The organism is Kitasatospora sp. MAP12-44, from assembly GCF_029892095.1.
Lineage (GTDB): Bacteria > Actinomycetota > Actinomycetes > Streptomycetales > Streptomycetaceae > Kitasatospora.
The window spans coordinates 7,142,539-7,167,931 of sequence record NZ_JARZAE010000004.1 but is presented as its reverse complement, the minus strand read 5'-3'; the positions used below and the strand labels follow the sequence as shown (position 1 = coordinate 7,167,931).

General features: G+C 71.0%; 23 protein-coding genes. 4 read left to right on the top strand and 19 right to left on the bottom strand.

Annotation, left to right across the window (positions count from 1 at the left end; all coding sequences use genetic code 11):
• Positions 1–6: 6 nt before the first annotated feature.
• The 3 genes from P3T34_RS32725 to P3T34_RS32715 all read right to left on the bottom strand — a co-directional run bounded on the left by P3T34_RS32725 (position 7) and on the right by P3T34_RS32715 (position 2,914).
• Positions 7–483, bottom strand: coding sequence for a DUF948 domain-containing protein (locus P3T34_RS32725; protein ID WP_280669656.1), 477 nt, complete (start codon positions 481–483; stop codon positions 7–9).
• 154 nt (positions 484–637) lie between these two features.
• Positions 638–1,252 carry a 30S ribosomal protein S4 gene (gene rpsD, locus P3T34_RS32720; RefSeq protein WP_280669655.1) on the bottom strand — a complete coding sequence of 205 codons (615 nt, stop codon included), beginning with the start codon at positions 1,250–1,252 and terminating at the stop codon, positions 638–640.
• A 312-nt stretch (positions 1,253–1,564) separates the two neighbouring features.
• The gene (locus P3T34_RS32715) at positions 1,565–2,914 is read right to left on the bottom strand and encodes a replication-associated recombination protein A (RefSeq protein ID WP_280669654.1); all 1,350 of its coding nucleotides are present in this window, start codon (positions 2,912–2,914) and stop codon (positions 1,565–1,567) included.
• A 112-nt stretch (positions 2,915–3,026) separates the two neighbouring features.
• On the opposite strand from P3T34_RS32715, the gene P3T34_RS32710 reads away from it, so the two are divergent.
• Positions 3,027–4,892: a hypothetical protein gene (locus P3T34_RS32710; protein WP_280669653.1), complete on the top strand. Its 1,866-nt coding sequence runs from the start codon at positions 3,027–3,029 to the stop codon at positions 4,890–4,892.
• On the opposite strand, the gene ppk2 is transcribed toward P3T34_RS32710, so the two are convergent.
• Positions 4,889–5,710, bottom strand: coding sequence for a polyphosphate kinase 2 (ppk2, locus tag P3T34_RS32705; protein ID WP_280669652.1), 822 nt, complete (start codon positions 5,708–5,710; stop codon positions 4,889–4,891). The two genes, P3T34_RS32710 and ppk2, sit on opposite strands and share 4 nt — an antisense overlap.
• Before the next feature lie 173 nt (positions 5,711–5,883).
• On the bottom strand, positions 5,884–6,633 hold the full coding sequence (locus P3T34_RS32700; protein ID WP_280669651.1) for a hypothetical protein: 750 nt from the start codon (positions 6,631–6,633) through the stop codon (positions 5,884–5,886).
• A gap of 32 nt (positions 6,634–6,665) precedes the next feature.
• Between P3T34_RS32700 and P3T34_RS32695 the strand changes: the two genes are divergently transcribed.
• Complete coding sequence (locus P3T34_RS32695; RefSeq protein WP_280669650.1) at positions 6,666–7,205, top strand: AAA family ATPase; 540 nt, start codon at positions 6,666–6,668, stop codon at positions 7,203–7,205.
• 52 nt (positions 7,206–7,257) lie between these two features.
• Here P3T34_RS32695 and aspS read toward each other — a convergent pair whose 3' ends face one another.
• Genes aspS through P3T34_RS32680 form a run of 3 tightly spaced genes read right to left on the bottom strand, consistent with a single transcriptional unit; the run spans position 7,258 to position 11,017 of the window.
• Positions 7,258–9,039 (bottom strand): aspartate--tRNA ligase, encoded by a 1,782-nt coding sequence (aspS, locus tag P3T34_RS32690; protein WP_280669649.1) that lies wholly within the window; start codon positions 9,037–9,039, stop codon positions 7,258–7,260.
• Complete coding sequence (gene hisS, locus P3T34_RS32685; RefSeq protein ID WP_280669648.1) at positions 9,036–10,298, bottom strand: histidine--tRNA ligase; 1,263 nt, start codon at positions 10,296–10,298, stop codon at positions 9,036–9,038. The genes aspS and hisS overlap by 4 nt, the downstream gene beginning before the upstream one ends.
• Positions 10,299–10,309: 11 nt before the next feature.
• A complete protein-coding gene (locus tag P3T34_RS32680; RefSeq protein WP_280669647.1) occupies positions 10,310–11,017 on the bottom strand; it encodes an MBL fold metallo-hydrolase in 708 nt (235 codons plus the stop codon).
• Positions 11,018–11,298: 281 nt separating this feature from the next.
• On the opposite strand from P3T34_RS32680, the gene P3T34_RS32675 reads away from it, so the two are divergent.
• Together P3T34_RS32675 and P3T34_RS32670 are read left to right on the top strand one after the other, a co-directional pair.
• Positions 11,299–12,120 carry a peptidylprolyl isomerase gene (locus tag P3T34_RS32675; protein ID WP_280669646.1) on the top strand — a complete coding sequence of 274 codons (822 nt, stop codon included), beginning with the start codon at positions 11,299–11,301 and terminating at the stop codon, positions 12,118–12,120.
• Between the two features lie 231 nt (positions 12,121–12,351).
• Positions 12,352–13,581 carry a DUF349 domain-containing protein gene (locus tag P3T34_RS32670; RefSeq protein WP_280669645.1) on the top strand — a complete coding sequence of 410 codons (1,230 nt, stop codon included), beginning with the start codon at positions 12,352–12,354 and terminating at the stop codon, positions 13,579–13,581.
• A gap of 63 nt (positions 13,582–13,644) precedes the next feature.
• Here the strand turns inward: P3T34_RS32670 and P3T34_RS32665 are convergent, their stop codons facing one another.
• The 11 genes from P3T34_RS32665 to pdxS form a co-directional block, all read right to left on the bottom strand.
• Complete coding sequence (locus tag P3T34_RS32665) at positions 13,645–16,095, bottom strand: bifunctional (p)ppGpp synthetase/guanosine-3',5'-bis(diphosphate) 3'-pyrophosphohydrolase (protein ID WP_280669644.1); 2,451 nt, start codon at positions 16,093–16,095, stop codon at positions 13,645–13,647.
• A 131-nt stretch (positions 16,096–16,226) separates the two neighbouring features.
• The gene (locus tag P3T34_RS32660) at positions 16,227–16,775 is read right to left on the bottom strand and encodes an adenine phosphoribosyltransferase (protein ID WP_280672535.1); all 549 of its coding nucleotides are present in this window, start codon (positions 16,773–16,775) and stop codon (positions 16,227–16,229) included.
• A 22-nt stretch (positions 16,776–16,797) separates the two neighbouring features.
• Complete coding sequence (gene secF, locus P3T34_RS32655) at positions 16,798–17,910, bottom strand: protein translocase subunit SecF (protein ID WP_280669643.1); 1,113 nt, start codon at positions 17,908–17,910, stop codon at positions 16,798–16,800.
• 4 nt (positions 17,911–17,914) lie between these two features.
• Complete coding sequence (secD, locus tag P3T34_RS32650) at positions 17,915–19,732, bottom strand: protein translocase subunit SecD (RefSeq protein ID WP_280669642.1); 1,818 nt, start codon at positions 19,730–19,732, stop codon at positions 17,915–17,917.
• Between the two features lie 108 nt (positions 19,733–19,840).
• Positions 19,841–20,227, bottom strand: a complete 387-nt coding sequence (gene yajC, locus P3T34_RS32645; protein WP_280669641.1) for a preprotein translocase subunit YajC — start codon at positions 20,225–20,227, stop codon at positions 19,841–19,843.
• A gap of 161 nt (positions 20,228–20,388) precedes the next feature.
• Positions 20,389–21,507, bottom strand: a complete 1,119-nt coding sequence (gene ruvB, locus P3T34_RS32640) for a Holliday junction branch migration DNA helicase RuvB (protein ID WP_280669640.1) — start codon at positions 21,505–21,507, stop codon at positions 20,389–20,391.
• A gap of 69 nt (positions 21,508–21,576) precedes the next feature.
• The gene (gene ruvA, locus P3T34_RS32635; protein ID WP_280669639.1) at positions 21,577–22,188 is read right to left on the bottom strand and encodes a Holliday junction branch migration protein RuvA; all 612 of its coding nucleotides are present in this window, start codon (positions 22,186–22,188) and stop codon (positions 21,577–21,579) included.
• Positions 22,185–22,757 (bottom strand): crossover junction endodeoxyribonuclease RuvC, encoded by a 573-nt coding sequence (gene ruvC / locus P3T34_RS32630; RefSeq protein ID WP_280669638.1) that lies wholly within the window; start codon positions 22,755–22,757, stop codon positions 22,185–22,187. The genes ruvA and ruvC overlap by 4 nt, the downstream gene beginning before the upstream one ends.
• Positions 22,758–22,877: 120 nt before the next feature.
• On the bottom strand, positions 22,878–23,636 hold the full coding sequence (locus tag P3T34_RS32625; RefSeq protein WP_280669637.1) for a YebC/PmpR family DNA-binding transcriptional regulator: 759 nt from the start codon (positions 23,634–23,636) through the stop codon (positions 22,878–22,880).
• 78 nt (positions 23,637–23,714) lie between these two features.
• Positions 23,715–24,332 (bottom strand): pyridoxal 5'-phosphate synthase glutaminase subunit PdxT, encoded by a 618-nt coding sequence (gene pdxT, locus P3T34_RS32620; RefSeq protein WP_280669636.1) that lies wholly within the window; start codon positions 24,330–24,332, stop codon positions 23,715–23,717.
• 97 nt (positions 24,333–24,429) lie between these two features.
• Entirely contained in the window at positions 24,430–25,344 is a 915-nt protein-coding gene (gene pdxS, locus P3T34_RS32615; RefSeq protein WP_280669635.1) for a pyridoxal 5'-phosphate synthase lyase subunit PdxS, read from the bottom strand.
• Positions 25,345–25,393: the final 49 nt, after the last annotated feature.

Below are 25,393 nucleotides of genomic sequence, written 5' to 3'. Positions count from 1 at the left end.
GGTGCATCAGCCCTTCACGGCTCGCCGGACGCGGGACAGCAGGCCGCCGCGGGGCGCGGTGGCGGCGCGGACCTCGGCCCGGATCAGGCGGGTCAGCGCGTCCTGCTCGGCGCCCTGCTGAGGGAGGGTCAGCGTGCCCTGCTGGCGGCTGACGGCCTTGCGCACGCCGTAGCTGAAGGCGGCGACCTTGACCAGCGGGCCGCCCAGCGTGGCGGCGACGGTCGAGGAGAGCGCGTTGGCGTTGGCGGCCGCGTCCTGCACGTTGGCGGTGATCTCGTCCACCCGCTCCAGCTGCTCGTGGGCGCTGCGCACGGCGGCGCCGGCGTCGACCAGCAGCGGCACGGCCTGCTCGGTGACCGAGGAGACCAGCACGGTGGCCTCGCGCAGCACCTTGGAGAGTCGGACCAGGACAACGGCGAGCAGAGTGACCAGGACGGCCCAGCCCACGGCCACGATCAGGCCGGCCAGCTCTCCCACGGACACTTTGCGTGCTCCCTTCGCTCCTCCAGAAGGGAACCCTATCGCGCCCGGCCCCCCGCTCCCGACCGGATATCCGCTGGCGGAGCCGCTGCTCCCGGAAAGCGCCGAACCCCCGCGGCCCGAAGGCAGCGGGGGTTCGGTGTGCCACTCTCGCGGGTCAGCGCGAGTAGTACTCGACGACGAGCTGCTCGTCGCAGATCACGGGGATCTCGCGACGCTGCGGGGCACGGTCCAGACGGAAGGCCAGCGCCTTGAGGTTGACCTCGAGGTACTTCGGGGTCTGGCCCTCGCCCGCGTAGCCACCCTCACGGGCAACCTGGAACGGAACCTTCTCCTTGCTACGGTCACGCACGGTGACGACGTAGCCGGGCTTCAGCTGGAACGAGGGCTTGTTGACCTTGTGGCCGTTGACCTCGATGTGACCGTGCACGACCATCTGGCGGGCCTGGTAGATCGTGCGGGCGATGCCCGAACGCAGGACCAGCGAGTCGAGGCGGACCTCGAGGTCGGCGACGAGCGCGTCACCGGTCTTGCCCTCGGCCTTCTTCGCGCGGTCGAACGCGCGGGCCATCTGGGTCTCGCTCAGGTCGTACTGAGCGCGCAGACGCTGCTTCTCCATCAGACGGACCTTGTAGTCCGAGTTCTGCTTGCGCCCGCGGCCGTGCTGGCCGGGCGGGTACGGGCGGGCCTCGAAGTACTTGACCGACTTCGGGGTCAGCGGAATGCCCAGGGCACGGGCAATCTTGACCTTGGGGCGCTTCTGGTTCGCCATGAACCAAACCTCTCTTGCATGTGAATACGGCTGTCACCAGGTGTTGACGGAGGTCGCCTCTCGCGGTCCGGAGAAAAACCACCCGAGGGTGATCAGCCGCTCTCCGGGGCCGGGCACAGAAGTGCAAGCACACGTACGGCCCACCGCCGTGAGGTGGTGGGCTGCCCGCGACACCGAAACGGTGCGCGACGCTCCAGGTGCAACCCCTCGAAAGGGGCTCTTGGCCAGTTCCCGCTGGTGCGGCCGGTCGGTCGGGCTCGCGCTCGCCGCCGTGCCCGGGACATGGCACTTCGACCGAGTATACCCGCCTGGCTACTCGCCCTTCAGCCGGGCCCTGGTCCACTCGGCGACATCGGCGTAGCGGGCCTCGCTGCCGTGCCGGGTCGGCTGGTAGTAGACCTTGCCGTGCACCGCGTCCGGCGCGTACTGCTGGGCGGCGATGCCGCCGGGCAGATCGTGCGGGTACTGGTAGCCCTGGCCGTGGCCGAGCTTGCCGGCGCCGCCGTAGTGCGCGTCGCGCAGGTGCGGCGGGACGGCGCCCGCCAGGCCCTGGCGGACATCGGCGAGCGCTGCGTCGATCGCCAGGTAGGCCGCGTTGGACTTGGGCGCCAGCGCCAGCGCGATGGCCGCCTGGGAGAGGATGATCCGCGCCTCGGGGAAGCCGATCAGCGCCACCGCCTGGGCCGCCGCGACAGCCGTGGACAACGCGGTCGGGTCGGCCAGGCCGATGTCCTCGCTGGCGGAGATCATCAGCCGGCGGGCGATGAACCGGGCGTCCTCCCCCGCCTCGATCATCCGGGCCAGGTAGTGCAGGGTGGCGTCCACATCGCTGCCGCGGATCGACTTGATCAGCGCGCTGGCCACGTCGTAGTGCTGGTCGCCGTCCTTGTCGTAGCGGACGGCGGCCTGGTTGACGGCGGTCTCGGTGGTGGCGAGGGTGATCACCGCCTCGCCCTTCTCCAGCGCTGCCCCGGCCGCCGCCTCCAGGGTGGTCAGCGCCCGCCGGGCGTCCCCGCCAGCGAGGCGGACCAGGTGGTCCTCGGACTCCTCGCTGAGCGTCAGCTGCCCCTCCAGGCCGCGCTCGTCCACCAGCGCGCGGCGCAGCAGGGCGCGGATGTCCTCGTCCGTCAGCGATTCGAGGGTGAGCAGCAGCGAGCGGGAGAGCAGCGGGGAGATCACCGAGAAGTACGGGTTCTCGGTGGTCGCGGCGATCAGGGTGACCCAGCGGTTCTCCACCGCGGGCAGCAGCGAGTCCTGCTGGGCCTTGGAGAAGCGGTGGATCTCGTCCAGGAAGAGCACGGTCTCGCGGCCGCTCATGCCCACCGCGCGGCGCGCGCCCTCGATCACCGCGCGCACCTCCTTGACGCCCGCGGTGATCGCCGAGAGCTCGACGAAACGGCCCTCCACCGCCTGGCTGATCACATGCGCCAGGGTGGTCTTGCCGGTGCCGGGCGGGCCCCAGAGGATCACCGAGCTGGTCGCGGCCGGACCGCGCGAGCCGGAGACCAGCCGGCGCAGCGGCGAGCCCTCCTTCAGCAGCTGGCGCTGCCCGGCCACCTCGTCCAGGGTGCGCGGGCGCATCCGCACGGCCAGCGGGGCCCGGCCGGGCTCCTTGGCCTGGAAGTCCTCGGCGGCGGCGGTGAAGAGGTCCGGTTCGTCCACCCCCGCAGCCTATGCGAGCGCACCGACAACACCGCCGGGCCCGGTGATCACCCGGCCGGGGCGGCACGCTACGTTCTGCGGTGATCACCGGGGACTTGGGGGAAGAGGCCGTATGACGGACGCGCACGAGCACGGGGACAGCAGAGGGGACAGCAGACTGGAGGCCGAGGGCGAGGTCGCGCTCGCCCGGCTGGCGCTGGACGGCGGTGATCTGGCGCACGCCGCCGGCCACCTGGGCAACGCCATCACGCTCGACCCCCGGCTGCCCGAGGTGCACGAGGCGCTCGCCGAGCTGGCCGCGCGGGCGGGCGGTGCGCAGAGCGCGCTGGGATACTTCACCCCCGCGGAGCCGGTGATCGGCGACCTCGCCTGCCGCGCGCACCTCAGCGCGGCGTGCGGCCAGTGGGGCCAGGCGCTGCGGCTGCTGGCCGGCGTGCTGCGCCACGAGCCGCACCGGCCGTGGGCCGCGGTCGCCTGGCTGGCCCGGGTCGACCTGCCGCAGCTGATCGACCCCGACGACGTCATGCGCGCGATCGCGACGGTGGTCGGCGGCGGGCTGGCGGAGCCGCTGCCGGCCGGCCCGGCCGAGTCGCTGCGCCCGTTCTACCAGGCCGTGCAGCACAGCGCGGCCGCCCACCCCGACCACGCCGGCCTGCTGGTGATGGCCTCCGGCCTGGCCCGCCGCTACGGCGAGCACGCCCGCGCGATCGCCTGGGCCCGGCACGCCCAGCACAGTGCCCCCTCGCACTCCGGCGCGGTGATGCTCGGCTACGCGCTGCGGGCCGACGGCCGTCCCGAGGAGGCGCTGGCGGTCTGGCAGCAGGAGCTGCGCCGCGACCCGACCGACCTCTCGCTGCACACCGACGTCGGCGAGCTCTACGCCCGGATCGGCCGCCCCGCCGAGGGGCTGGCGTGGATCGAGCAGGCGCTGGCGGTGGACCCGCTGCACCCGCAGGCCGCGCCCGCGCTGCACGGCGTGCGCTACGCGCTGGACGGCAGCGGGACCCACCTGGCCGCGCTCGTCGACCACCTGCGCGAGCACCCCGAGCACCGGTACGCGGCGACCGTGCTGGCCCGCTGCAGCGCGGGTCTGCCGTGGCTCGGCCAGGTCGGGCAGGCCACTGAGGCGTCCGTCGCGATGCTGCGCCATGTGCTGGAGCAGCAAGGAACGGTGAGGAAGACCACCATCTCCGCGCTGGAGCCCGCCAGCGCGCTGCGCACGCTGCACGAAGCGCTGCCCGGCTTGCAGCTGACGGTCCTGGCGGCGCACGAGCCGGACCTGCGCAAGCCGCTGCGCGAGGTCGGCGTCCGGCTCTGGCGCTACGAGGGGATGGACGCCTACCCCGCCATCGAGCCGCCGTCCGCCAAGGCCGCGGCGCTGATGCAGTCCGTCGCCGACCTCTCCTGGCCGCACCTGCTGGCCGCTTACGACCACGCGGTCGCGCTCTCCGGCCTGTCGCTGGACGACCTGCTCGGCCTGCTCGCGCACCCGCCCGCACCGGGCGACGACGAGGCCGGGCGCCGGCTGGCCGCGCGCTGGCCCGACATCTGGGTGCGCGCCGTGCAGACCTTCGCCTGCCTGGGCCTGACCCACCACCGGGCCGACCAGTCGTGGGCCGGGTCGGACCGCCGCCGGGTGCTGCTCGACCTGCTGTTCGGCGTCGAGGACTGGGTGACCGAGACGGCCGCGGTGGCTCTGGTGACGGTCGCCTGGACGGACCCGACGGCCCGCCGGGACGCCTCCGAGCAGCTGGCCCACCGGCTGCTGGAAGCCGTCACCGCCAGCCGCACCCGGGCGGTGACCGTGCTGCCCTCGCTCTGCCGGCTCGCCCTGGCGATGCCCGCGCTGGAGCCGTCGGCGGCCGCGCTGGCACGCGAGGTGCTGGCCGGCCTGGAACCGGCAGCGGACCCGGATCCGGAGGAACCGGCGCCGGAGGTGGCGGCGGCGAAGAAGCGCCGCTGGTTCGGCCGCCGCTAGTTCTTCTTCTCCAGCTTCGCCGCGTGGTCCGGCACGTACTTCTGCAGGTCGCGCGGCGGACGCCGGTAGCCGGTGGACGGCGGGCGGGGCGGCAGGACGGGCCGGGGCTTGGCGACGTCGCGGTAGGGAAGGGTGGAGAGCAGGTGGGCGATCATGTTGATCCTGGCCCGGCGCTTGTCCTCGCTCTCCACCACGTTCCACGGCGACTGCGGGATGTCCGTGTGGACGAACATCTCGTCCTTGGCCCGTGAGTAGTCCTCCCAGCGGCTGATCGACTCGGCGTCCATCGGCGACAGCTTCCACTGCCGCACCGGATCGGCCAGCCGGTCCCGGAAGCGCCGTTCCTGCTCCTTGTCGCTGACCGAGAACCAGTACTTGCGCAGCTCGATGCCGGCCTCGATCAGCATCCGCTCGAAGATCGGGCACTGGTTCAGGAACTGCTGGTACTCCTGCGGCGTGCAGAACCCCATCACCCGCTCGACCCCGGCCCGGTTGTACCAACTGCGGTCGAAGAGGACGATCTCGCCCTTGGCGGGCAACTGCTCCACATACCGCTGGAAGTACCACTGCCCGCGCTGGCGCTCCGTCGGGGCGGGCAGCGCCACGATCCGGGCGATTCGCGGGTTGAGGAACTCCGTCACGCGCTTGATGGCACCCCCCTTCCCTGCCGCGTCCCGCCCTTCGAAGACCACCACCAGCCGCACCCCCTCCACCCGCACCCACTCCTGCAGCTTCACCAGCTCTCGCTGCAGGCGCAGCAGCTCGCTCTCGTACGGCTTCTTCGCCAGCCGCGGCTGCTTGAGGGGCTGATCTGTCACGGTGGCGCCTCCGGGGAGCGAAAGGGGGCAAATACTGACGAACCCTCACATTAAGGCCGTCTGCTACTCGCCGCCGCGCGCTACGCGCACTACGCGTGGCACCGCTCATCGCTACTGCGCCCCGAGGCGGTTCGTCACCACGCTCACGGTGTAGGGGCCGGGCCAACTGGCCGCTACACCGGCCAGGGCACCGACGTCTCGGTCGCCCGACCGTAGTCCGTCCCGGGCACCGACCACCCGTACAACTGACCGACCTGCTCGTGGAGCCACCGGGTGTCCGCGCCGTCGGCCAGCGAGGCGGTGGTGATCCCGGCCCAGCGCTCTCGTACGGCGCTCTGCACGTCGGGGTCCAGCTCCCACCCGTCCAGGCGGATGCGCTGCTCGCCGTCGAGGGCGAGCGGGACGGCGCCGGTGAGCTGGCTCCACAGCGCGGTGGCCTGGGCAACGGTCGACTGGAAAGCCGGACCGAGGACCGCGCGCAGGATGCTGGTGTAGAGGGCGACGCTGGGGATCGCGGTGGACGCCTGCGTGACGGCCGCCCCGGCCACGACGGTACGCGCCGAGTCGAGGCGGCGGGCCGTGTCCTCCAGATGCCGCTTGGCCGCGCCAATGGTTCCGGCCCGGTAGATGGGTGCGGTCAGCTCCGAGCCGAGGTAGGACAGGGCCACGGTCTGGAACCCGTCCGCGAGCAGCCCCCGCGCTTCGAGGGCCCGGACCCACAACTCCCAGTCCGCGCCGCCCATGACCTGGACGGTGGCGGCGATTTCGGCTTCGTCGGCGGATGGAACGTCGGCCTGGCCGACTTCCGGGACATCGGCCTCAAAGGTCAGGGTCTTGGCCCGGTACGCCTCACCGATCGAATCCGCTTCGCCGGTGACGTCCAGCGCCAAGGCGCCGTACAGAACGTTGTCGATGTCGCACATGATCATTCAGAAGAACGCATGAGAGGTCCACCGTGAAGCGCTACATCCTGACCGGTACTCCCGGGGCCGGGAAGACCACGATTCTGCGGGAGTTGGAGCAACTCGGGTACGGGGTGGTGGAGGAGGCTGCCACGGAGGTGATCGCGCGGGGGCAGGTGCGCGGGGTGGCTGAGCCGTGGGCGGGGGCGGGGTTCGTCGATGACGTGGTCGCCTTGCAGCGGGAGCGGCAGCTGGCGGCGGCGACCGGGGTGGCGGCGGTGCAGTTCTACGACCGATCGCCGGTCTGCACGCATGCGCTGGCCGGCTACCTGGGCCGTCCCGTCTCGGCGGCGTTGGCCGCCGAGCTCGACCGGATCGCCCGGGAGCGGGTGTACCAGCCGCGGGTGTTCTTCGTCCGCAACCTGGGGTTCTGCGAGCCGACCGCGGCCCGTCGGATCAGCTTCGAGGAGTCGCTGGTGTTCGAGCGGTTGCACGAGGAGAGCTATCGCGCGGCCGGGTACGAGCTGGTCGACGTCGCGGCCGGGGAGTTGGCCGAGCGGGTGGCCGCCGTCGTCGCGGGGCTGGATGCGTGAAGCCCCCCGGTCGACAGGTCGACCGGGGGGCTTCATGGGACCTGACGGTGCGTCAGGACTCCTTCGGGGTCTCCGACTTGTCCGACTTGGGCTTGGCGTCGACGCCGGCCTCGCGGCGCTGGGCCGGGGTGATCGGGGTCGGCGCGCCGGTCAGCGGGTCGCCGCCGGTGGACGTCTTCGGGAAGGCGATGACGTCGCGGATGGTGTCGTAGCCGCCGAGCAGCGTGACGATCCGGTCGAGGCCGAAGGCGACACCGCCGTGCGGCGGCGGGCCGTAGTTGAAGGCGTCCAGCAGGAAGCCGAACTGCGAGGCGGCCTCCTCCTCGGAGAGGCCGATCGCGTCGAACGCCCGCTTCTGCACGTCGCGCTGGTGGATACGGATCGAACCGCCGCCCAGCTCGCTGCCGTTGAGCACCAGGTCGTACGCGTTGGAGAGCGCGCTGCCCGGGTCGGTGTCGAAGGTGTCCAGCGACTCGGCGGTGGGGGCGGTGAACGGGTGGTGCACCGCGTGCCAGCCCTGGAACTCGCCCTTGTCGTCCTCGATCGGCTCGAACATCGGGAAGTCGACGACCCAGAGGAAGGCCCACTGCGACTCGTCGATCAGCTCGCAGCGGCGGCCGATCTCCAGGCGGGCGGCACCGAGCAGCTCCTGCGAGGGGGTCTTCTTGCCGGCCGCGAAGAAGATCGCGTCACCGTTCTTGGCGCCCGCGGCGGCCGCGAGGCCCGCCAGGTGCTCGGCGTTGAGGTTCTTGGCCACCGGGCCGCGCAGCTCGCCGGTCTCGGCGTCGATCACCACGTACGCCAGGCCGCGCGCGCCGCGCGCCTTGGCCCAGTCCTGCCAGGCGTCCAGCTGCTTGCGCGGCTGCGAGGCGCCACCGGGCATCACCACGGCGCCGACGTACGGGGCCTGGAAGACCCGGAACTCGGTTCCCTTGAAGTACTCGGTGAGGTCCGTGAGCTCCTGCCCGAAACGCACGTCCGGCTTGTCGGAGCCGTAGCGGTTCATGGCGTCCGCGTACGTCATCCGGGGCAGCGGGTTGGGCAGCTCGTAGCCGTGCACATCGGACCAGATCCGCGCGACGACCTTCTCGCCGAGCGCCAGGATGTCCTCCTGGTCGACGAAGGAGGCCTCGATGTCCAGCTGGGTGAACTCCGGCTGGCGGTCGGCGCGGAAGTCCTCGTCGCGGAAGCAGCGGGCGATCTGGTAGTAGCGCTCCATGCCGGCGACCATCAGCAGCTGCTTGAAGAGCTGCGGCGACTGCGGCAGGGCGTACCAGTGGCCGGGCTGCAGGCGGACCGGGACGAGGAAGTCGCGGGCGCCCTCGGGGGTGGAGCGGGTGAGGTACGGCGTCTCGATGTCGAGGTAGTCGTTCTCCTCCATCACCGTGCGGATGATGTGGTTGACCTTCGAGCGCAGCCGAAGCGCGCGGGCCGGGCCCTCGCGGCGCAGGTCCAGGTAGCGGTAGCGCAGCCGGACCTCCTCGTTGACGGTGCCCGGCTCGTACTCGGCGACCTGGAACGGCAGCGGCGCGGCCTCGGAGAGCACCTCGATGGCGCTGACCACGACCTCGACCTTGCCGGTCGGGATGTCGGCGTTCTCGTTGCCCTCGGGGCGGACCCGGACGTCGCCGGTGACCTTGACGCAGTACTCGGCGCGCAGGCCGTGCACCGACTCCAGGTCGCGCACCACCACCTGCACGGTGCCGGAGGCATCGCGCAGGTCGATGAAGGCGACGCCGCCGTGGTCGCGGCGGCGGGCGACCCAGCCGGCCAGGGTGACGGTGGTGCCGGCGTGCTCCGCGCGGAGCGTGCCCGCGTCGTGCGTGCGGATCACAGCTGCTTCTCCTTCAGGGTGGTGACGAGTGCGTCGAGGGCGACGGGGATCTGCTCGCCGCTGGTCAGATCCTTCAACTGGACGACGCCGTCGGCGAGGTCGCGGTCGCCGGCGACCAGCGCCCAGCGGGCGCCGGAACGGTCGGCGGACTTCATGGCGTTCTTGATGCCCTTGACGCCGAAGGCCAGGTCGGTGGCGACGCCGGCCCGGCGCAGCTCGACCACCTTGGCGAAGAGCACGTTCTTGGCCTCCTCGCCGAGCGCCACGGCGTAGACCGCGGTGGTGCCGGGCAGGTCGAGGACGATGCCCTCGGCCTCCATCGCGAGGTAGGTGCGGTCCACGCCCAGGCCCCAGCCGACGGACGGCAGCGCGGGGCCGCCGAGCATCTCGGACAGGCCGTCGTAGCGCCCGCCGCCGCCGATCGCGGACTGCGCGCCGAGGCCGTTGTGCACGAACTCGAAGGTGGTGCGGGTGTAGTAGTCGAGACCGCGGACCAGCTTGGGGTCGTCGGTGAAGGCCACCCCGGCCGCCGTGAGCAGCTCGCGGACCTGCTCGTCGTAGACCTTGCAGTCCTCGCACAGGTAGTCGCGCAGCCGCGGCGCGTCGGTCAGCTGGGCCTGCACGGCCTCGCGCTTGTCGTCCAGCACGCGCAGCGGGTTGATCTCGGCCCGGCGGCGGGTGTCCTCGTCCAGGTCCAGGCCGGTCAGGAACTCCTGGAGGGCGGCGCGGTAGACCGGGCGGCACTGCTTGTCGCCGAGGCTGTTGATCAGCAGGGTGTAGTCGCGCAGGCCCAGCGCGCGGAAGCTGTCGTCGGCCAGGATGATCAGCTCGGCGTCCAGCGCCGGGTCCTCGGCGCCGATCGCCTCGGCGCCGACCTGGGAGAACTGGCGGTAGCGGCCGGCCTGCGGACGCTCGTAGCGGTAGAACGAGCCCGAGTACCAGAGCTTGACGGGCAGGTTGCCGAGCTTGTGCAGGTTGGCCTGCAGGGCGGCGCGGACCACCGAGGCGGTGCCCTCGGGGCGCAGCGCGAGGTCCTCCTTGCCGCGCTTGGTGAGCGAGAACATCTCCTTGGTGACGATGTCCGTGGACTCGCCGACGCCGCGGGAGAAGAGCTTGACGTCCTCGAAGACCGGCGTCTCGATGTAGCCGTAACCGGCCCGGCGCAGCGGCGCGGACAGCGCCTCGCGGATCGCCAGGAAGGTCGCCGAGCTCGGCGGGAGCAGGTCGTAGGTGCCCTTGGGGGCGGTGAAGGTACTCAACTTCTCTTCCGTCACATTCCTCGTCGTACCGGCGGGGGGCCGACCGCGACCCCCGCCGCCTGCTTGAGGTAGGGGTTGGTGGCACGCTCTTGGCCGATGGTGGTCTGGGTGCCGTGGCCGGACAGGACCACGGTGGAGTCGTCGAGGGGCAGGCAGACCCGGGCCAGCGACTGCAGGATCGCGTCGAAGCTGCCGTCCGGGCCGTCCGTACGCCCGATGGAGCCGGCGAAGAGCAGGTCGCCCGAGAACAGCACCGGGGGGAGGTCCGGCTGCTGCGGCGTCCTGAAGGTCACCGACCCCCCGGTATGGCCCGGGGCGTGGTCGACGGTGAGGCTCAGACCGGCCAGCTCCAGCACGCTGCCGTCGGTCAGTTCGCGCAGGTCGGAGGGCTCGCCTACGGTGATGTCGCCCATCAGCTGCTTGCCCAGCGAGCGGCCCAGCGCCTTCTCCGGGTCGCTCATCATGTAGCGGTCCGCGGGGTGGATCCAGGCCGGGATGTCGCGGGCGCCGCAGACCGGAACCACCGAGGCGACGTGGTCCACATGCCCGTGGGTGAGGACGACGGCGACCGGCTTCAGCCGGTACTCGCGCACCATGTCCTCCACCCCCTGGGTGGCCTGGTGGCCGGGGTCGACGATCACGCACTCCTCGCCTGCCGCCGGCGCGACGAGGTAGCAGTTGGTGCCCCAGGCTCCGGCGGGAAATCCGGCGATGAACACGGCAGTCCTTCGGAAGGGTCGGGGGCAGAGAAGTCTTCGGTGCAGCCTACCGGCGGTAAGGCACCGGTTGCGAACCCGATTCGAGGCAGGGGGCAACCGAACAATCGTGACGTCGACTACGGGCTGTTCACCCCGCCCTTACAGACGGGGTCCCTACACTTGGCCGCCAGTGGATGCGATGATCCGACCCAGCACCCTGGGAGGCGTATCCCGGGACCAGCAGCACCCAGCACCCAACGTCCAGAGTCCAGAGTCCAGCGCGACAGAGGAGACAACAGCCGGTGGTCAACAGCGAACAGCGGCGGCGCCAGCTCGCCCGCGAGAAGTACGAGCGGCAGCAGCAGAGCCGGGTCGAGGCCCAGGCCAAGGCGCGGCGCCGCAACACCATCATCGGTGCCTCGCTCGCGGTCGTGGTCCTCGCGGCCGGCGGCGCGTGGGCCGGCGGTGCCTTCAAGAGCACCGCCAAGACCGACACCGCCAACGCCGCGCCCAGCCAGCCGGGCTCCCCGGCGGCCGCACCGGTCTCGGTCAAGGGCTGCACGGCCCCGGCCGCGGGCGCGCCGAACGGCAAGCAGTGGAGCGCCGAGCCGGCCATGTCGGTGGACACCAACGCGAAGTACACCGCGACGCTGGACACCAGCTGCGGCACCGTCACGCTCCAGCTCGACCCGTCCACGGCGCCGCACACCGTCAACTCCTTCGTGTACCTGGCGGGTCAGAACTTCTTCGACCACGTGAAGTGCCACCGCCTCACCACCCAGGGCATCTACGTCCTGCAGTGCGGCGACCCGACCGGCTCCGGCAGCGGCGGCCCCGGCTACAAGTTCGCCGACGAGAACCTGACCGACAAGGCCGTGGCCGGCGGCATCTACCCGGCCGGCACCGTCGCGATGGCGAACTCGGGCCCGGGCACCAACGGCAGCCAGTTCTTCCTGGTCTACAAGGACAGCCAGTTGGCGCCGAGCTACACCCCGTTCGGCAAGATCACCGGTGGCATGGACGTGCTCAACAACATCGCGGCCGGCGGTGTGCAGGGCGGTGGCGGCGACGGCGCCCCGAACGCGAACGTGGTGTTCAACAAGGTGACCGCCGTCAAGGGTTGAGCAACCCTGGCAGCGCCGCGTGAATTTGGCCCGGCCCGGATGCGGACAGCACCGGGCCTGGTCCCCTATGTTGCTGTTGTGTAGGGTGCCCTGACCCGCTCGCCGTGCACCCGCGGCAGGATCCAACGGACGGGCAGGAACGGCGGACCCATCGGTCCGCCGCACATTCAACTGTGGACGACGATCCGCACGACAATGGTCGTGAACGGAACGTCATGTGGAGGAGGCGCTGTGAGCAGCGACCCGTGGGGCCGTGTCGACGAGCAGGGGACCGTCTACGTCCGGACCGAGGACGGCGAACGCGTCGTCGGTTCCTGGCAGGCGGGCTCCCCCGAGGAGGCTCTCGCCTACTTCGAGCGCAAGTACCAGGGTCTGGTCGCCGAGATCGGCCTGCTGGAGCACCGGGTCCGCAAGACGGACCTGGCCGCCAAGGACGCCCAGACGGCGCTGGACCACCTGCGCGCGCAGGTGGTCGAGGCGCATGCGGTCGGCGACCTGGCCGCGCTCGGCAAGCGCCTTGAGGTGCTCGCCGGCGAGATCGAGTCCCGTCAGGTCGAGCGCAAGGCGGCTCGCGCCAAGGCGGCCGACGAGACCCGGGTGGCCAAGGAGGCGCTGGTCGCCGAGGCCGAGCAGCTCGCCGAGTCCACCCAGTGGCGGGAGGCCGGCGACCGGCTGCGCGCCCTGGTGGACACCTGGAAGGGCCTGCCCCGGCTGGACCGCAAGAGCGACGACGAGCTGTGGCACCGGTTCTCGCACGCCCGGTCGGTCTTCTCCAAGCACCGCAAGGGGCACTTCGCCTCGCTGGACGCCGAGCGCGACCAGGCCCGGGCGCTGAAGGAGCGGCTGGTGGCCGAGGCCGAGGCGCTGTCCAGCTCCACCGAGTGGGGCGACACAGCCGCGCGCTACCGCGACCTCATGGCGCAGTGGAAGGCGGCGGGCCGCGCGCAGCGGGACGCCGAGGACGAGCTGTGGGCGAAGTTCCGCGGCGCGCAGGACGTCTTCTTCCAGGCCCGTTCGGCGGTCTTCAGCGAGCGCGACGCCGAGCAGGTGGAGAACCAGAAGCTGAAGGAGGCCCTGCTCGTCGAGGCCGAGGCGATCCTGCCGATCAGCGACCTGAAGGCCGCCAAGGCCGCGCTGCGGGAGGTGAACGAGCGCTGGGAGGCGATCGGTCACGTGCCGCGTGACGCCCGGCCGAAGCTGGACGCCCGGCTGAACACCGTCGAGCGGACCATCCGCGAGGCGGAGGAGGCCGAGTGGCAGCGCTCCAACCCGGAGGCCAAGGCCCGTGCGGCCGGCATGACCGGGCTGCTGCAGGCCGCTGTGGACAAGCTGCGCGCCGAGGCCGACAAGGCCAGGGCCGCGGGCAACGAGTCCAAGGCCGTGAAGCTGGAGAAGGAGCTCGCGGGCCGTCAGGAGCTGCTGGACCAGGCTCTCAAGAGCCTGCAGGAGTTCAGCGGCTGATCATCCGCACCGCTTGAGAAGGGGGCCCACCGCCGACGGCGGTGGGCCCCCTTTCGCATGCCGCTACTTCTTGGCGGAGGTCACCCGGTAGACGTCGTAGACGCCCTCCACGCCGCGCACCGCCTTGAGCACGTGGCCCAGGTGCTTGGGGTCGCCCATCTCAAAGGTGAAGCGGCTCATCGCCACCCGGTCGCGCGAGGTCTGCACCGCCGCGGAGAGGATGTTGACGTGCTGGTCGGAGAGCACCCGGGTGACGTCCGACAGCAGCCGCGCCCGGTCCAGCGCCTCGACCTGGATGGCGACCAGGAAGACCGAGGACTGGGTCGGCGCCCACTCGACCTCGATGATCCGCTCGGGCTGCTGGGTCAGCGAGTCCACGTTGACGCAGTCCGCCCGGTGCACCGAGACGCCGTTGCCGCGGGTCACGAAGCCGACGATCGGGTCGCCCGGCACCGGCGTACAGCAGCGCGAGAGCTTGACCCACACGTCGTCGACGCCCTTGACGATGACGCCGGGGTCGCCCTTGGCCCGCCGCCGGCGCGCCGCCCGGCCGTCGCTGGTGGGCGTCGCGGTGTCGGCGAGGTCGTCGTTGGCGCTCTCCTCGCCGCCGAGTGCCTGCACCAGCTTCTGCACGATGTTCTGCGCGGAGACATGCCCCTCGCCGATCGCCGCGTAGAGCGAGGAGATGTCGGGGTAGCGCATCTCGTGCGCCAGCGTCACCAGCGAGTCGCCGGTGAGGATCCGCTGGATCGGCAGGCCCTGCTTGCGCATCGCCCGGGCGATCGACTCCTTGCCCTGCTCGATCGCCTCCTCGCGGCGCTCCTTGGAGAACCAGGCCTTGATCTTGTTGCGGGCCCGCGGCGACTTGACGAAGCCCAGCCAGTCCCGGGACGGTCCGGCGCCCTCCGCCTTGGAGGTGAAGACCTCGACCAGGTCGCCGTTCTCCAGCGTCGACTCCAGCGGCACCAGGCGCCCGTTGACCCGGGCTCCTATGCAGCGGTAGCCGACCTCGGTGTGCACCGCGAAGGCGAAGTCCACCGGGGTGGAGCTGGCCGGCAGCGCTATCACGTCGCCCTTGGGGGTGAAGACGAAGACCTCGTTGTTGGAGAGGTCGAAGCGCAGCGACTCCAGGAACTCGCTCGGGTCCTCGGTCTCCTTCTGCCAGTCGAGCAGCTGGCGCAGCCAGGCCATCTCGTTGACCGCGCCGGCCTTGTCGTCCTTGCGCACCTGCGAGGGCGTGTCGCTGCGGACCTTGGAGTCGCCGGCCACCGCGCGCTGCTTGTACTTCCAGTGCGCGGCGATGCCGTACTCGGCCCGCCGGTGCATGTCGAAGGTACGGATCTGCAGCTCGACGGGCTTGCCGCCGGGGCCGATCACCGTGGTGTGCAGCGACTGGTACATGTTGAACTTGGGCATCGCGATGTAGTCCTTGAACCGGCCGGGGACCGGGTTCCATCGCGCGTGGATGGTGCCGAGCGCCGCGTAGCAGTCGCGGACGGTGTCGACCAGGACCCGGATGCCCACCAGGTCGTAGATCTCCGCGAAGTCGCGGCCTCGGACGATCATCTTCTGGTAGACCGAGTAGTAGTGCTTGGGCCGACCGGTCACCGAGGCCGAGATCCGGGCACCGCGCAGGTCGCCCTGGACCTGGTCGATCACGGTCGCCAGGTACTCGTCCCGCTTGGGGGCGCGCTCGGCGACCAGGCGCACGATCTCGTCGTACATCTTGGGGTAGAGGATGGCGAAGGCCAGGTCCTCCAGCTCCCACTTGATGGTGTTCATGCCCAGCCGGTGCGCCAGCGGGGCGTAGATCTCCAGCGTCTCGCGGGCCTTCTTCTCCTGCTTCTCCCGCTTGAGGTAGCGCATGGTGCGCATGTTGTGCAGGCGGTCGGCGAGCTTGATCACCAGGACCCGCGGGTCCTTGGCCATCGCCACGACCATCTTGCGCACCGTCTCGGCCTGCGCGGCCTCGCCGAACTTGACCTTGTCCAGCTTGGTGACGCCGTCCACCAGCAGGGCGACCGAGTCGCCGAAGTCCTGGCGCAGGGTCTCCAGGCCGTAGTCGGTGTCCTCGACGGTGTCGTGCAGCAGGCCGGCCATCAGGGTCGCCGCGTCCATCCCGAGCTCGGCCAGGATGGTCGCCACGGCCAGCGGGTGGGTGATGTACGGGTCGCCGCTCTTGCGCTTCTGGCCGCGGTGCCACTTCTCGGCGACCGCGTAGGCGCGCTCGATGTCGCGCAGCAGCGCCGGGTCGGCCTTGGGGTCGCCGGCCCGGATGGTGCGGAAGAGCGGTTCCAGGACGGGGTTGAGCAGCGTGCTGCGCTGGCCGCCGAAGCGGGCCAGGCGGGCGCGCATCCCGCCGCCGCCGGAGGAGGTGAACGACCGGACGGCGGGGGCCACCGATCGGGAGGCGCCCGTCGAGGCCGGTACCGGGCGCGCCGGGGTCGCCCCCGTCGGCACAGGCTGGTTGCTGGGGGCGCCGGACTCGGCCGTGGGCACTACCTCGTCGGGCAAGGACACTCCTCGGTACGCACCGGATGAACCTTCATGGTACCGAGCGTGACGCGTCGGTGTTCCGCCGCCCGACCCGTGGACGCGCGAAAGCGGTGACCGAGGGATCGGTCACCGCCTTCGTACGTCGTCGATCAGACCGTGATCAGGGTCTCCAGCGGAGCCCCGCCGAGGTGCTCCGCCAGCCGCTCGCGGCCGTCCAGGAAGCCGAGCTCCATCAGCACGACCACGCCGACCAGCTGCGCGCCGGTGCGCTGGACCAGGTCCAGCGAGGCCGCGATGGTGCCGCCGGTGGCCAGCACGTCGTCGACCACCAGCACCCGCTCACCCGGAGCGAAGGCGTCGCACTGCACCTCCAGGGTGGCCGAGCCGTACTCCAGGTCGTACGACTGCGCGAAGACCTCGCCGGGCAGCTTGCCCTTCTTGCGGATCGGCACGAAGCCGAGCCCGGCCGCGAAGGCCGCCGGAGCCGCCAGCACGAAGCCGCGCGCCTCCAGGCCCACCACCTTGGTCGCCCCCAGCGCCTTCGCCCGGTCCGCCAGCGCCTGGGTGAGGGCCGCGAAGGCCTCGGCGTCGGCGAGCAGCGGCGCGATGTCCTTGAACAGCACGCCGGGCTTCGGGTAGTCGGGGACGTCCCGGATCCTGCTGGTCAGCAGGTCGGCCAGGGCGGTGTCAGGGGTGATCACAGGGTCCTCAGATCGGGTTTCAGTGCTTGCCGGACGGGCGGCCCTTGCCGCGGGTGCGGCTGACCGGCTGGGTGCGCTGGCCGACCACGCCGGCCGCCACACCCTCCTCGTCCTCGTCGTCCGTGCCGAGCAGGTCCTTGGGCGCCTCGGCCGCGGCCTTGGCGTCCGCGGCGCGACGCAGCGCGACCCGCTTGGCGAGCGCCTTCATCTCCGGCTGCTGCTCCTTGAGCTGCGCGAGCAGCGGGGTGGCGACGCAGATGGAGGAGTAGGCACCGGCCGAGAGGCCGATGAACAGGGCGAGCGAGATGTCGTTCAGGGTGCCGGCGCCGAGCAGGCCACCACCGATGAAGAGCAGTGCGGCCACCGGCAGCAGCGCGACCACGGTGGTGTTCACCGAACGCACCAGGGTCTGGTTGAGGCCCGCGTTGGCGGCCTCGCTGTAGGTGACCTTGTTCTGCTTCTCCAGGTTCTTGGTGTTCTCCTTCACGGTGTCGAAGACGACGACCGTGTCGTAGAGCGAGTACCCGAGGATGGTGAGGAAGCCGATCACCGTACCGGGGGTGACCTCGAAGCCCACCAGGGCGTAGACGCCGATGGTGATCAGGAGGTCGTGGATGAGGGCGACCAGGGCGGCCACCGCCATCCGCCACTCGAAGGCGATCGCCAGGTAGATGGTGACCAGCACCATGAAGATCACCAGGCCCAGCAGGGCCTTCTGGGAGATCTCGTGGCCCCAGCTGGGGCCGACCACCTGGGTGTTGATGGTCTTGACCGGGATGTCCAGGTCGCTGGAGAGCTCCTTGACGAAGGTCGCGGAGTCGACCTTCTCGTTGGAGCTGACCTGGATCAGGACCTGGTTGTTGGTGGTGGACTGCACAATCGAGGTGGAGTCACCGGTGATCTTGTTGGCGACGTCCTGCGCCTGCGAGACCGAGAGTCCGGGCTTGGAGACGGTGTAGACCGCGCCGCCCTTGAACTCGATGCCCAGGTGCAGGCCGATCGTGGTCAGGCTGATCAGCGCCACACCCGCGATGAGCGCGGAGAGGCTGTACCAGAGCTTGCGCCGGCCGACGAAGTCGAAGCTGACCTCGCCCTGGTAGAGGCGGTGGCCAAGGTTGCCGAAGCGTGACATGGCGTCAGGCCTCCTTCGCGGCGGACGTGGTGGCGGGCCGACGGCGAGTGCTGCGGACCGGCGGGCGGGCGCCCAGGCGCTTCGGGTCGAGACCGGACCACCTGTGGCCGTCCGCGAAGAACTTCTTGCGGGCCAACACCGTGATCAGCGGCTTGGTGAAGAGGAAGATCACCACGACGTCGAGCAGGGTGGTCAGGCCGAGGGTGAACGCGAAGCCCTGCACCTTGCCGACCGAGACGGTGTAGAGCACACCGGCGCAGAGGAAGGAGACGAAGTCGGAGACCAGGATGGTGCGCCGGGCCCGCGGCCAGGCACGCTGGACGGCCGGACGCAGCGGGGCACCCTCGCGGACCTCGTCGCGGATGCGCTCGAAGTACACGATGAACGAGTCTGCGGTGATACCGATCGCCACGATCGCGCCGCAGACCGCTGGGAGGTTCAGCGCGAAGCCGATTCCCGCGCCGAGCAGGCACATGATCGAGTAGGTCAGGATCGCCGAGACCACCAGGCCGGCGATGGAGACCAGGCCCAGGCCGCGGTAGTAGATCAGCGAGTAGAGCACCACGAGCAGCAGGCCGATGGCACCGGCGATCAGGCCGGCGTGCAGCTGGTCGCCACCGAGCTGCGGGGAGACCGTGGTCACGTCGCTCTGCACGAAGCTGAGCGGCAGCGCGCCGAAGCTCAGGACGTTGGCGAGGCCGTTGGCCTCGTCCTGGGTGAAGCTGCCGGAGATCACGGCGTTGCCGCCGACGATCGACTGGCTGACGTACGGGTGCGAGATGACCTGGCCGTCCAGCACGATGGCGAACTGGTTGGCCGGCGACTGCTGGGTGGCGAGCTGGCCGGTGGTGGCGGCGAACTCCTTGGTGCCGGTGCCGTTGAAGCCCAGCTGGACCTCCCAGCCGGCGCCGTTCTGGGTGTCGAAGCCGGCCTGCGCCTTGGAGACGTCCTTGCCGTTGATGGCGACCGGGCCCAGCGCGAGCTTGGTCCAGGCGCCCTGCTCCTTGTCACGGGTGCAGGCGACGGAGTCCTTGGTCGGGTCCGTCTGGTAGTCCACCGAGCGCTGCTTGACGTCCGAGCAGTCCAGCGCGGCGAACTGCTGCGCGATGTCGGCCGGGGGGGTGCCCTGGGTCATCGCGGCCGAGATCTGGGCGGCGGTCGGCGGGGTGCTGGCGGCGGCCGGGCTCGGCATGCCGGCGGCGGCCGGGGCGCTGGGGGCAGCGGCCGGGGCGCTCGGGGCGGCGGTCGCGGCGTCGGCCTTCAGGCCGTCGGTGATCGCCCGGCCGGCCGTGGACGGGCTGGCGCTGGCACCGGCAGGGGCCGAAGCGGGGGCACTGGCCGCGGCACTGGTGCTCGGCTTGCTGCTCGGGCTCGGGGAGGAGCTGCCGCTGGGGCTGGGGCTGCTGGTCGCGGGAGGAGCGGTCACGCCGGTGGGCGCGGTCGCGATCACCGGGCGGAAGTACAGCTTGGCAGTCGTCCCGATCTGGTTGGCCTCGTCCTGCGAGGCACCGTTCTTCGGGATGTTGACGATGATGTTGTTACTGCCCTGAGTCTGCACCTCCGCTTCGGAGACGCCGTACGCGTTGACGCGCTGCTGGATGATCCCGACCGCGGTGTTCATGTTGGCCGCGTTGATCGCTGCCTTGTCCTTGGAGTCGGCCGTCAGCGTGATGCTGGTGCCGCCTGCGAGGTCGATCCCGAGGCGAGGCGTCTTGTGGCCCGTCCCGAACATGAGGGCGACCAGTCCGACGGTGAACACCAGGATGAGGGCCAGCGCCCGTCCCGGATAACCGTCGCGCGGACGCGACTTGGGTGCTGCCACCTTGCTCGTTTCTCCCTGTCCCATGCCGCCGGCCGCGCGCCACCGGCCCGTTGGGGCAGGAGGCGGCGCTGACCGCGGACAACCGTGAGGTGCTGCAGACCGTCCGTACTACTTGGCGGCGGGCGTGTCGCCGTTGCCCTTGTCGAGGCTGACCGACTCCTCCGCCGGTGCCTCGTTCTCCAGGACCTCGTCCTCGAGATCGGCCAGCTCGTCCTCGATCGGACGGCCGTTGATGATCTCGTCGTACTCCTGCTCGTCGATCACAGCCGCGATGGCGCTCTTGGCGTAGTGGGTGATCACGCCGGGCGCGATCTCCAGCTCCACAGAGGACTCGTTGACAGAGGTGACCAGCGCGTACATCCCACCGATGGTGCGCACGGCCGAGCCGACCTGCATCGCGGACTGCATGGACGCCGCCTGCTGCTGCCGCTTCTTCTGCGACCTGAACATCAGGAAGATCGCGGCAACAGGGAGGATGTAAATGAGGATTTGCACAGCAGACAGCGTCCTTATACGGGCCACCCGGCGGATGGCCAGTGGAGATGGTCGCCCGCCAGACGAGACGGGGCGGTCCGGCGAAGTCTAAGAGACCTGCTCTGATCGGACAACGCCAAGCATCGCATCCTGCCGCCAAAGGTGGCGAGTCCCTGGCAAGGTCACTCTCCGAAAGGAGTTTTACCAGCTCCTGGCCCGCCAGTCGCCCCCTGGTCGAACAGTTCCTGCTGCGCCGGCAGCGAACCACGTCCGACGAGAGGCTGAACGGGCGGGGTCATGCCCAGGTGCTGCCAGGCCGCGGCGGTGGCGATCCGGCCGCGCGGGGTGCGGGCCAGCAGGCCCTCACGGACCAGGAACGGCTCGGCGACCTCCTCGACCGTCTCGGCCTCCTCCCCCACCGCGACGGCCAGCGTGGAGAGGCCCACCGGGCCGCCGCCGAAGAGCCGCAGCAGGGCGCTCAGCACCGCGCGGTCCAGCCGGTCCAGGCCGCGCTCGTCCACCTCATAGACCTTCAGGGCCTGCGCGGCGATCTCCCGGGTGACCACGCCGTCGTGCTTGACCTGGGCGTAGTCGCGCACCCGGCGCAGCAGCCGGTTGGCGATGCGCGGCGTGCCGCGCGAGCGCCCGGCGATCTCGGCGGCGCCGATCGGGTCGATCTCGACGTCCAGCAGGGCCGCCGAGCGGTGCACCACCCGCTGCAGTTCCTCGGGGGCGTAGAACTCCATGTGGCCGGTGAAGCCGAAGCGGTCGCGCAGCGGCGGCGGCAGCAGGCCGGCCCGGGTGGTGGCGCCGACCAGGGTGAACGGCGGCAGCTCCAGCGGGATCGCGGTGGCGCCGGGGCCCTTGCCGACGATCACGTCGACCCGGAAGTCCTCCATCGCCATGTAGAGCATCTCCTCGGCCGGCCGCGACATCCGGTGGATCTCGTCGAGGAAGAGCACCTCGCCCTCGCTCAGCGAGGAGAGGATCGCCGCGAGGTCGCCGGCGTGCTGGATGGCCGGTCCCGAGGTGATCCGGATCGGGGCGTTCAGCTCGGCCGCGATGATCATCGACAGGGTGGTCTTGCCGAGCCCGGGCGGGCCGCTGAGCAGCACGTGGTCCGGGGAGGCGCCGCGCTTGCGGGCCGCCTGCAGGACGAGCGAGAGCTGCTCGCGGACCCGCTCCTGGCCGATGAACTCGTCGAGCAGCTTGGGCCGCAGCGCCGACTCGACCGCCTGGTCCTCACCGTCGGCGGCGGACGCGACCAGCCGGTCGCCGGGGTCGGAGTCGTACGGGCTCATCAGGGCGGGCTCCAAGTCGACATAATGACGAATCGTCAAGGGGACGGGACGTCGGGGGCAACCGCTCGGTCAGCGCTGGCGGTTGAGGGTGCGCAGCGCGGCCTTGAGCAGCGCTCCGACATCGGTGACGGGCTGCGCCTCGGCCTCGGGGGCGACCGCCGCGACGGCGTCGTCCGCCTCGCGGGGAGCGTAGCCGAGACCGACCAGGGCGGAGTGCAGCTGCTCGCTCCACGGCGCCGGACCGGCTGCCAGCGGCTTCTGCGCGGGGACGCTGCCGTGCGGCGCGCCGAGCTTGTCCTTGTACTCCAGGAGCAGCTTGGCAGCCTTGGCCTTGCCGATCCCGGGCACCTGGATCAGCGCCTTCTCGTCGCCACCGGCGATCGCCAGGCGCAGCGCGTCCGGGCTGTGCACGCCGAGCATCGCCTGCGCCAGGCGCGGGCCGACGCCGGGCGCGGCCTGCAGGATCTCGAAGGTGGCGCGCTCGTCGTCGTCGGCGAAACCGAAGAGGGTGAGCGAGTCCTCGCGGACCACCAGCGAGGTGGCAAGCCGGGCGGGCTCGCCCAGCCGCAGCGCGGCCAGCGTGCCGGGGGTGCACTGCAGTGCCAGGCCGACGCCGCCGACCTCGACGACGGCGCTGCCGTGGCCGATGGCCGCCACCGGGCCCTGAACGAACGCGATCACGGGAGGTACTCCTTGCGGGGGGCGAGCCGGGGGGCGAGCTGCTGGGTGGCAGGGCGCGCGGTGGTCCGGGCCAGGGCGGCCGCGATCCGGTCGGTGGCCGCGCCGCGCCAGATATGGCAGATGGCCAGCGCCAGCGCGTCGGCGGCGTCGGCGGGTTTGGGCGGGGCGTCCAGCCGCAGCAGCCGGGTGACCATGGCGGTGACCTGGGCCTTGTCGGCCCGCCCGGAGCCGCTGACGGCCGCCTTGACCTCGCTTGGCGTGTGCAGGAAGACCGGGATGCCGCGCCGGGCGGCGCAGAGCATCGCGACGGCGCTGGCCTGCGCGGTGCCCATCACCGTACGGACGTTGTGCTGCGCGAAGACCCGCTCGATGGCGACCACCTCGGGCCGGTGGGTGTCGATCCACTCCTCCAGGCCCGCCTCGATCGCCAGCAGGCGGCGCGGCACGTCCTCCTCCGCCGGGGTGCGCACCACGCCGACGGCCACCATCTTCAGCGGCCGGCCCGGCGCGCCGTCGACCACGCCGACGCCGCACCTGGTCAGCCCCGGGTCCACGCCCAGTACCCGCACGCTTTCAGCCCTCCGTCGGTGATGCCGGCTCGAAGCGTATCGGCAGGGTCGGACAACGCCGCAGACGACACCGGCCCGGTGGTCCGCAGCGGACCACCGGGCCGGAGAGCGCGCCGGGTACTACTCGGCGTCGAGCTCCGCGCCGACCTCGTCGGAGATGTCGAAGTTGGCGAAGACGTTCTGCACGTCGTCGCTGTCCTCCAGCGCGTCGATCAGCTTGAAGATCTTGCGGGCGCCCTCGGCGTCCAGCTCGACCTGCAGGTTGGGCACGAAGTTGGCGTCGGCCGAGTCGTAGTCGATGCCGGCCTCGACCAGCGCGGTGCGCACGCCGACCATGTCGGTCGGCGCGGAGATCACCTCGAAGGTGTCACCGAGGTCGTTGACCTCCTCGGCGCCCACCTCCAGGACGACCTCGAACAGCCGGTCCTCGTCGACCCCGTCACCCTTGGGGACGATGACGACGCCCTTGCGGTTGAACATGTACGACACCGAGCCCGGGTCGGCCATGTTCCCGCCGTTGCGGGTCATCGCCACGCGCACGTCGGAGGCGGCCCGGTTGCGGTTGTCGGTGAGGCACTCGATCAGCACCGCGACACCGTTGGGACCGTAGCCCTCGTACATGATCGTCGAGTAGTCGGCCCCGCCGGCCTCGGCACCGTCACCGCGCTTGACGGCGCGGTTGATGTTGTCGATCGGGACCGAGCTCTTCTTGGCCTTCTGGATGGCGTCGTAGAGCGTCGGGTTGCCGGACGGGTCACTGCCACCGGTGCGCGCCGCCACCTCGATGTTCTTGATCATCTTGGCGAAGAGCTTGCCGCGCTTGGCGTCGATCACGGCTTTCTTGTGCTTGGTGGTAGCCCACTTAGAGTGGCCGGACATCACCAGCTCCTTTACGTCGCCAAAGGGAAATGAACAGAAGAGATCTTACCGGTGTCGGCCGTGGCGCCGGGCACCGGATCAACGCGCGGCGGCCTCGACCAGCTGGACGAAGTACGCGTGCACCCGGTGGTCGCCGGTGAGCTCGGGGTGGAACGAGGTGGCCAGCAGGTTTCCCTGACGGACCGCCACGATCCGGCTCTCCGCGCCGTCCGCCGCGGGCAGCTCGGCCAGCACCTCGACGCCCGCGCCGACCGACTCCACCCAGGGAGCGCGGATGAAGACGCCGTGCACCGGGTCCTCGCCCAGGCCCTTGAAGTCGATCGCGGACTCGAAGGACTCGTTCTGGCGCCCGAAGGCGTTGCGGCGCACCGTCATGTCGATGCCGCCGACGGTCTGCTGGTCGTCCCGGCCGTCCAGGATCTTCTCCGCCAGCATGATCATGCCGGCGCAGGAGCCGTAGACCGGCATCCCGGCGGCGACCCGCTCGCGCAGCGGCGCCATCATGCCGAAGGCCAGCGCCAGGTTGGACATCGTGGTCGACTCGCCGCCGGGTATCACCAGCGCGTCGACGCCCGCCAGCTCCTCGGGGCGGCGCACCGGGCGGGCGAGGGCGTCCGCCTCGGCGAGCGCGACCAGGTGCTCGCGGACGTCGCCCTGCAGGGCCAGGACGCCGATGACGGGGGTGCTGGTGGACACGGTGGGTACCTTCTTCGGGCTTCGCAGGATCTTCTCGCAGGGGACACACGACGGTCCGCCGCGCCAGGAGCACGCACGGCGGACCGGAAGTGGGTGATTACCAGCCGCGGTTGGAGTAACGCTCCGACTCGGGCAGGGTGTCGCAGTTGATGCCGACCATGGCCTCGCCCAGGCCGCGCGAGACGTCCGCGATGACCTTCGGGTCGTCGAAGAAGGTGGTGGCCTTCACGACGGCGGCGGCGCGCTTGGCCGGGTCGCCGGACTTGAAGATGCCCGAGCCCACGAAGACGCCCTCGGCACCCAGCTGCATCATCAGCGCCGCGTCGGCCGGGGTGGCCACGCCGCCGGCGGAGAACAGCACGACCGGGAGCTTGCCCAGCTGCGCGACCTCCTTGACCAGCTCGTACGGGGCCTGCAGGTTCTTCGCCGCGACGTACAGCTCGTTCTCGTCGAGGGTGGCCAGGCGGCGGATGTCGCCGTTGATCTGGCGCATGTGGCGGACGGCCTCGACCACGTTGCCGGTGCCGGCCTCGCCCTTGGAGCGGATCATGGCCGCGCCCTCGGCGATGCGGCGCAGGGCCTCGCCCAGGTTGGTGGCGCCACAGACGAAGGGGGTGGTGAACGCCCACTTGTCGGAGTGGTTGACCTCGTCGGCCGGGGTCAGCACCTCGGACTCGTCGATGTAGTCGACGCCGAGCGCCTGCAGGACCTGGGCCTCGACGAAGTGGCCGATCCGGGACTTGGCCATCACCGGGATGGAGACCGCGCTGATGATGCCGTCGATCATGTCCGGGTCGGACATCCGGGCCACGCCGCCGTCCTTGCGGATGTCGGCGGGGACCCGCTCGAGCGCCATGACGGCGACCGCACCGGCATCCTCGGCGATCTTGGCCTGCTCGGCGTTGACCACATCCATGATCACACCGCCCTTGAGCTGCTCGGCCATGCCGCGCTTGACCCGGGCGGTACCGATCTGCGGCTGGTCAGCGGTGTTGACAGGGGTGGTTGACACGTAAGACCTCACTCGAAGACGTACCAGTGCTATCGCCCTATGGTAGGCC

Bases quoted from the DNA above. Each gene is read 5' to 3' on its own strand.
- secF (WP_280669643.1), bottom strand. From the start codon at position 17,910: ATGTCACGCTTCGGCAACCTTGGCCACCGCCTCTACCAGGGCGAGGTC.
- P3T34_RS32700 (WP_280669651.1), bottom strand. From the start codon at position 6,633: ATGTGCGACATCGACAACGTTCTGTACGGCGCCTTGGCGCTGGACGTC.
- P3T34_RS32710 (WP_280669653.1), top strand. From the start codon at position 3,027: ATGACGGACGCGCACGAGCACGGGGACAGCAGAGGGGACAGCAGACTG.
- ruvB (WP_280669640.1), bottom strand. From the start codon at position 21,507: ATGAGCCCGTACGACTCCGACCCCGGCGACCGGCTGGTCGCGTCCGCC.
- P3T34_RS32625 (WP_280669637.1), bottom strand. From the start codon at position 23,636: ATGTCCGGCCACTCTAAGTGGGCTACCACCAAGCACAAGAAAGCCGTG.
- rpsD (WP_280669655.1), bottom strand. From the start codon at position 1,252: ATGGCGAACCAGAAGCGCCCCAAGGTCAAGATTGCCCGTGCCCTGGGC.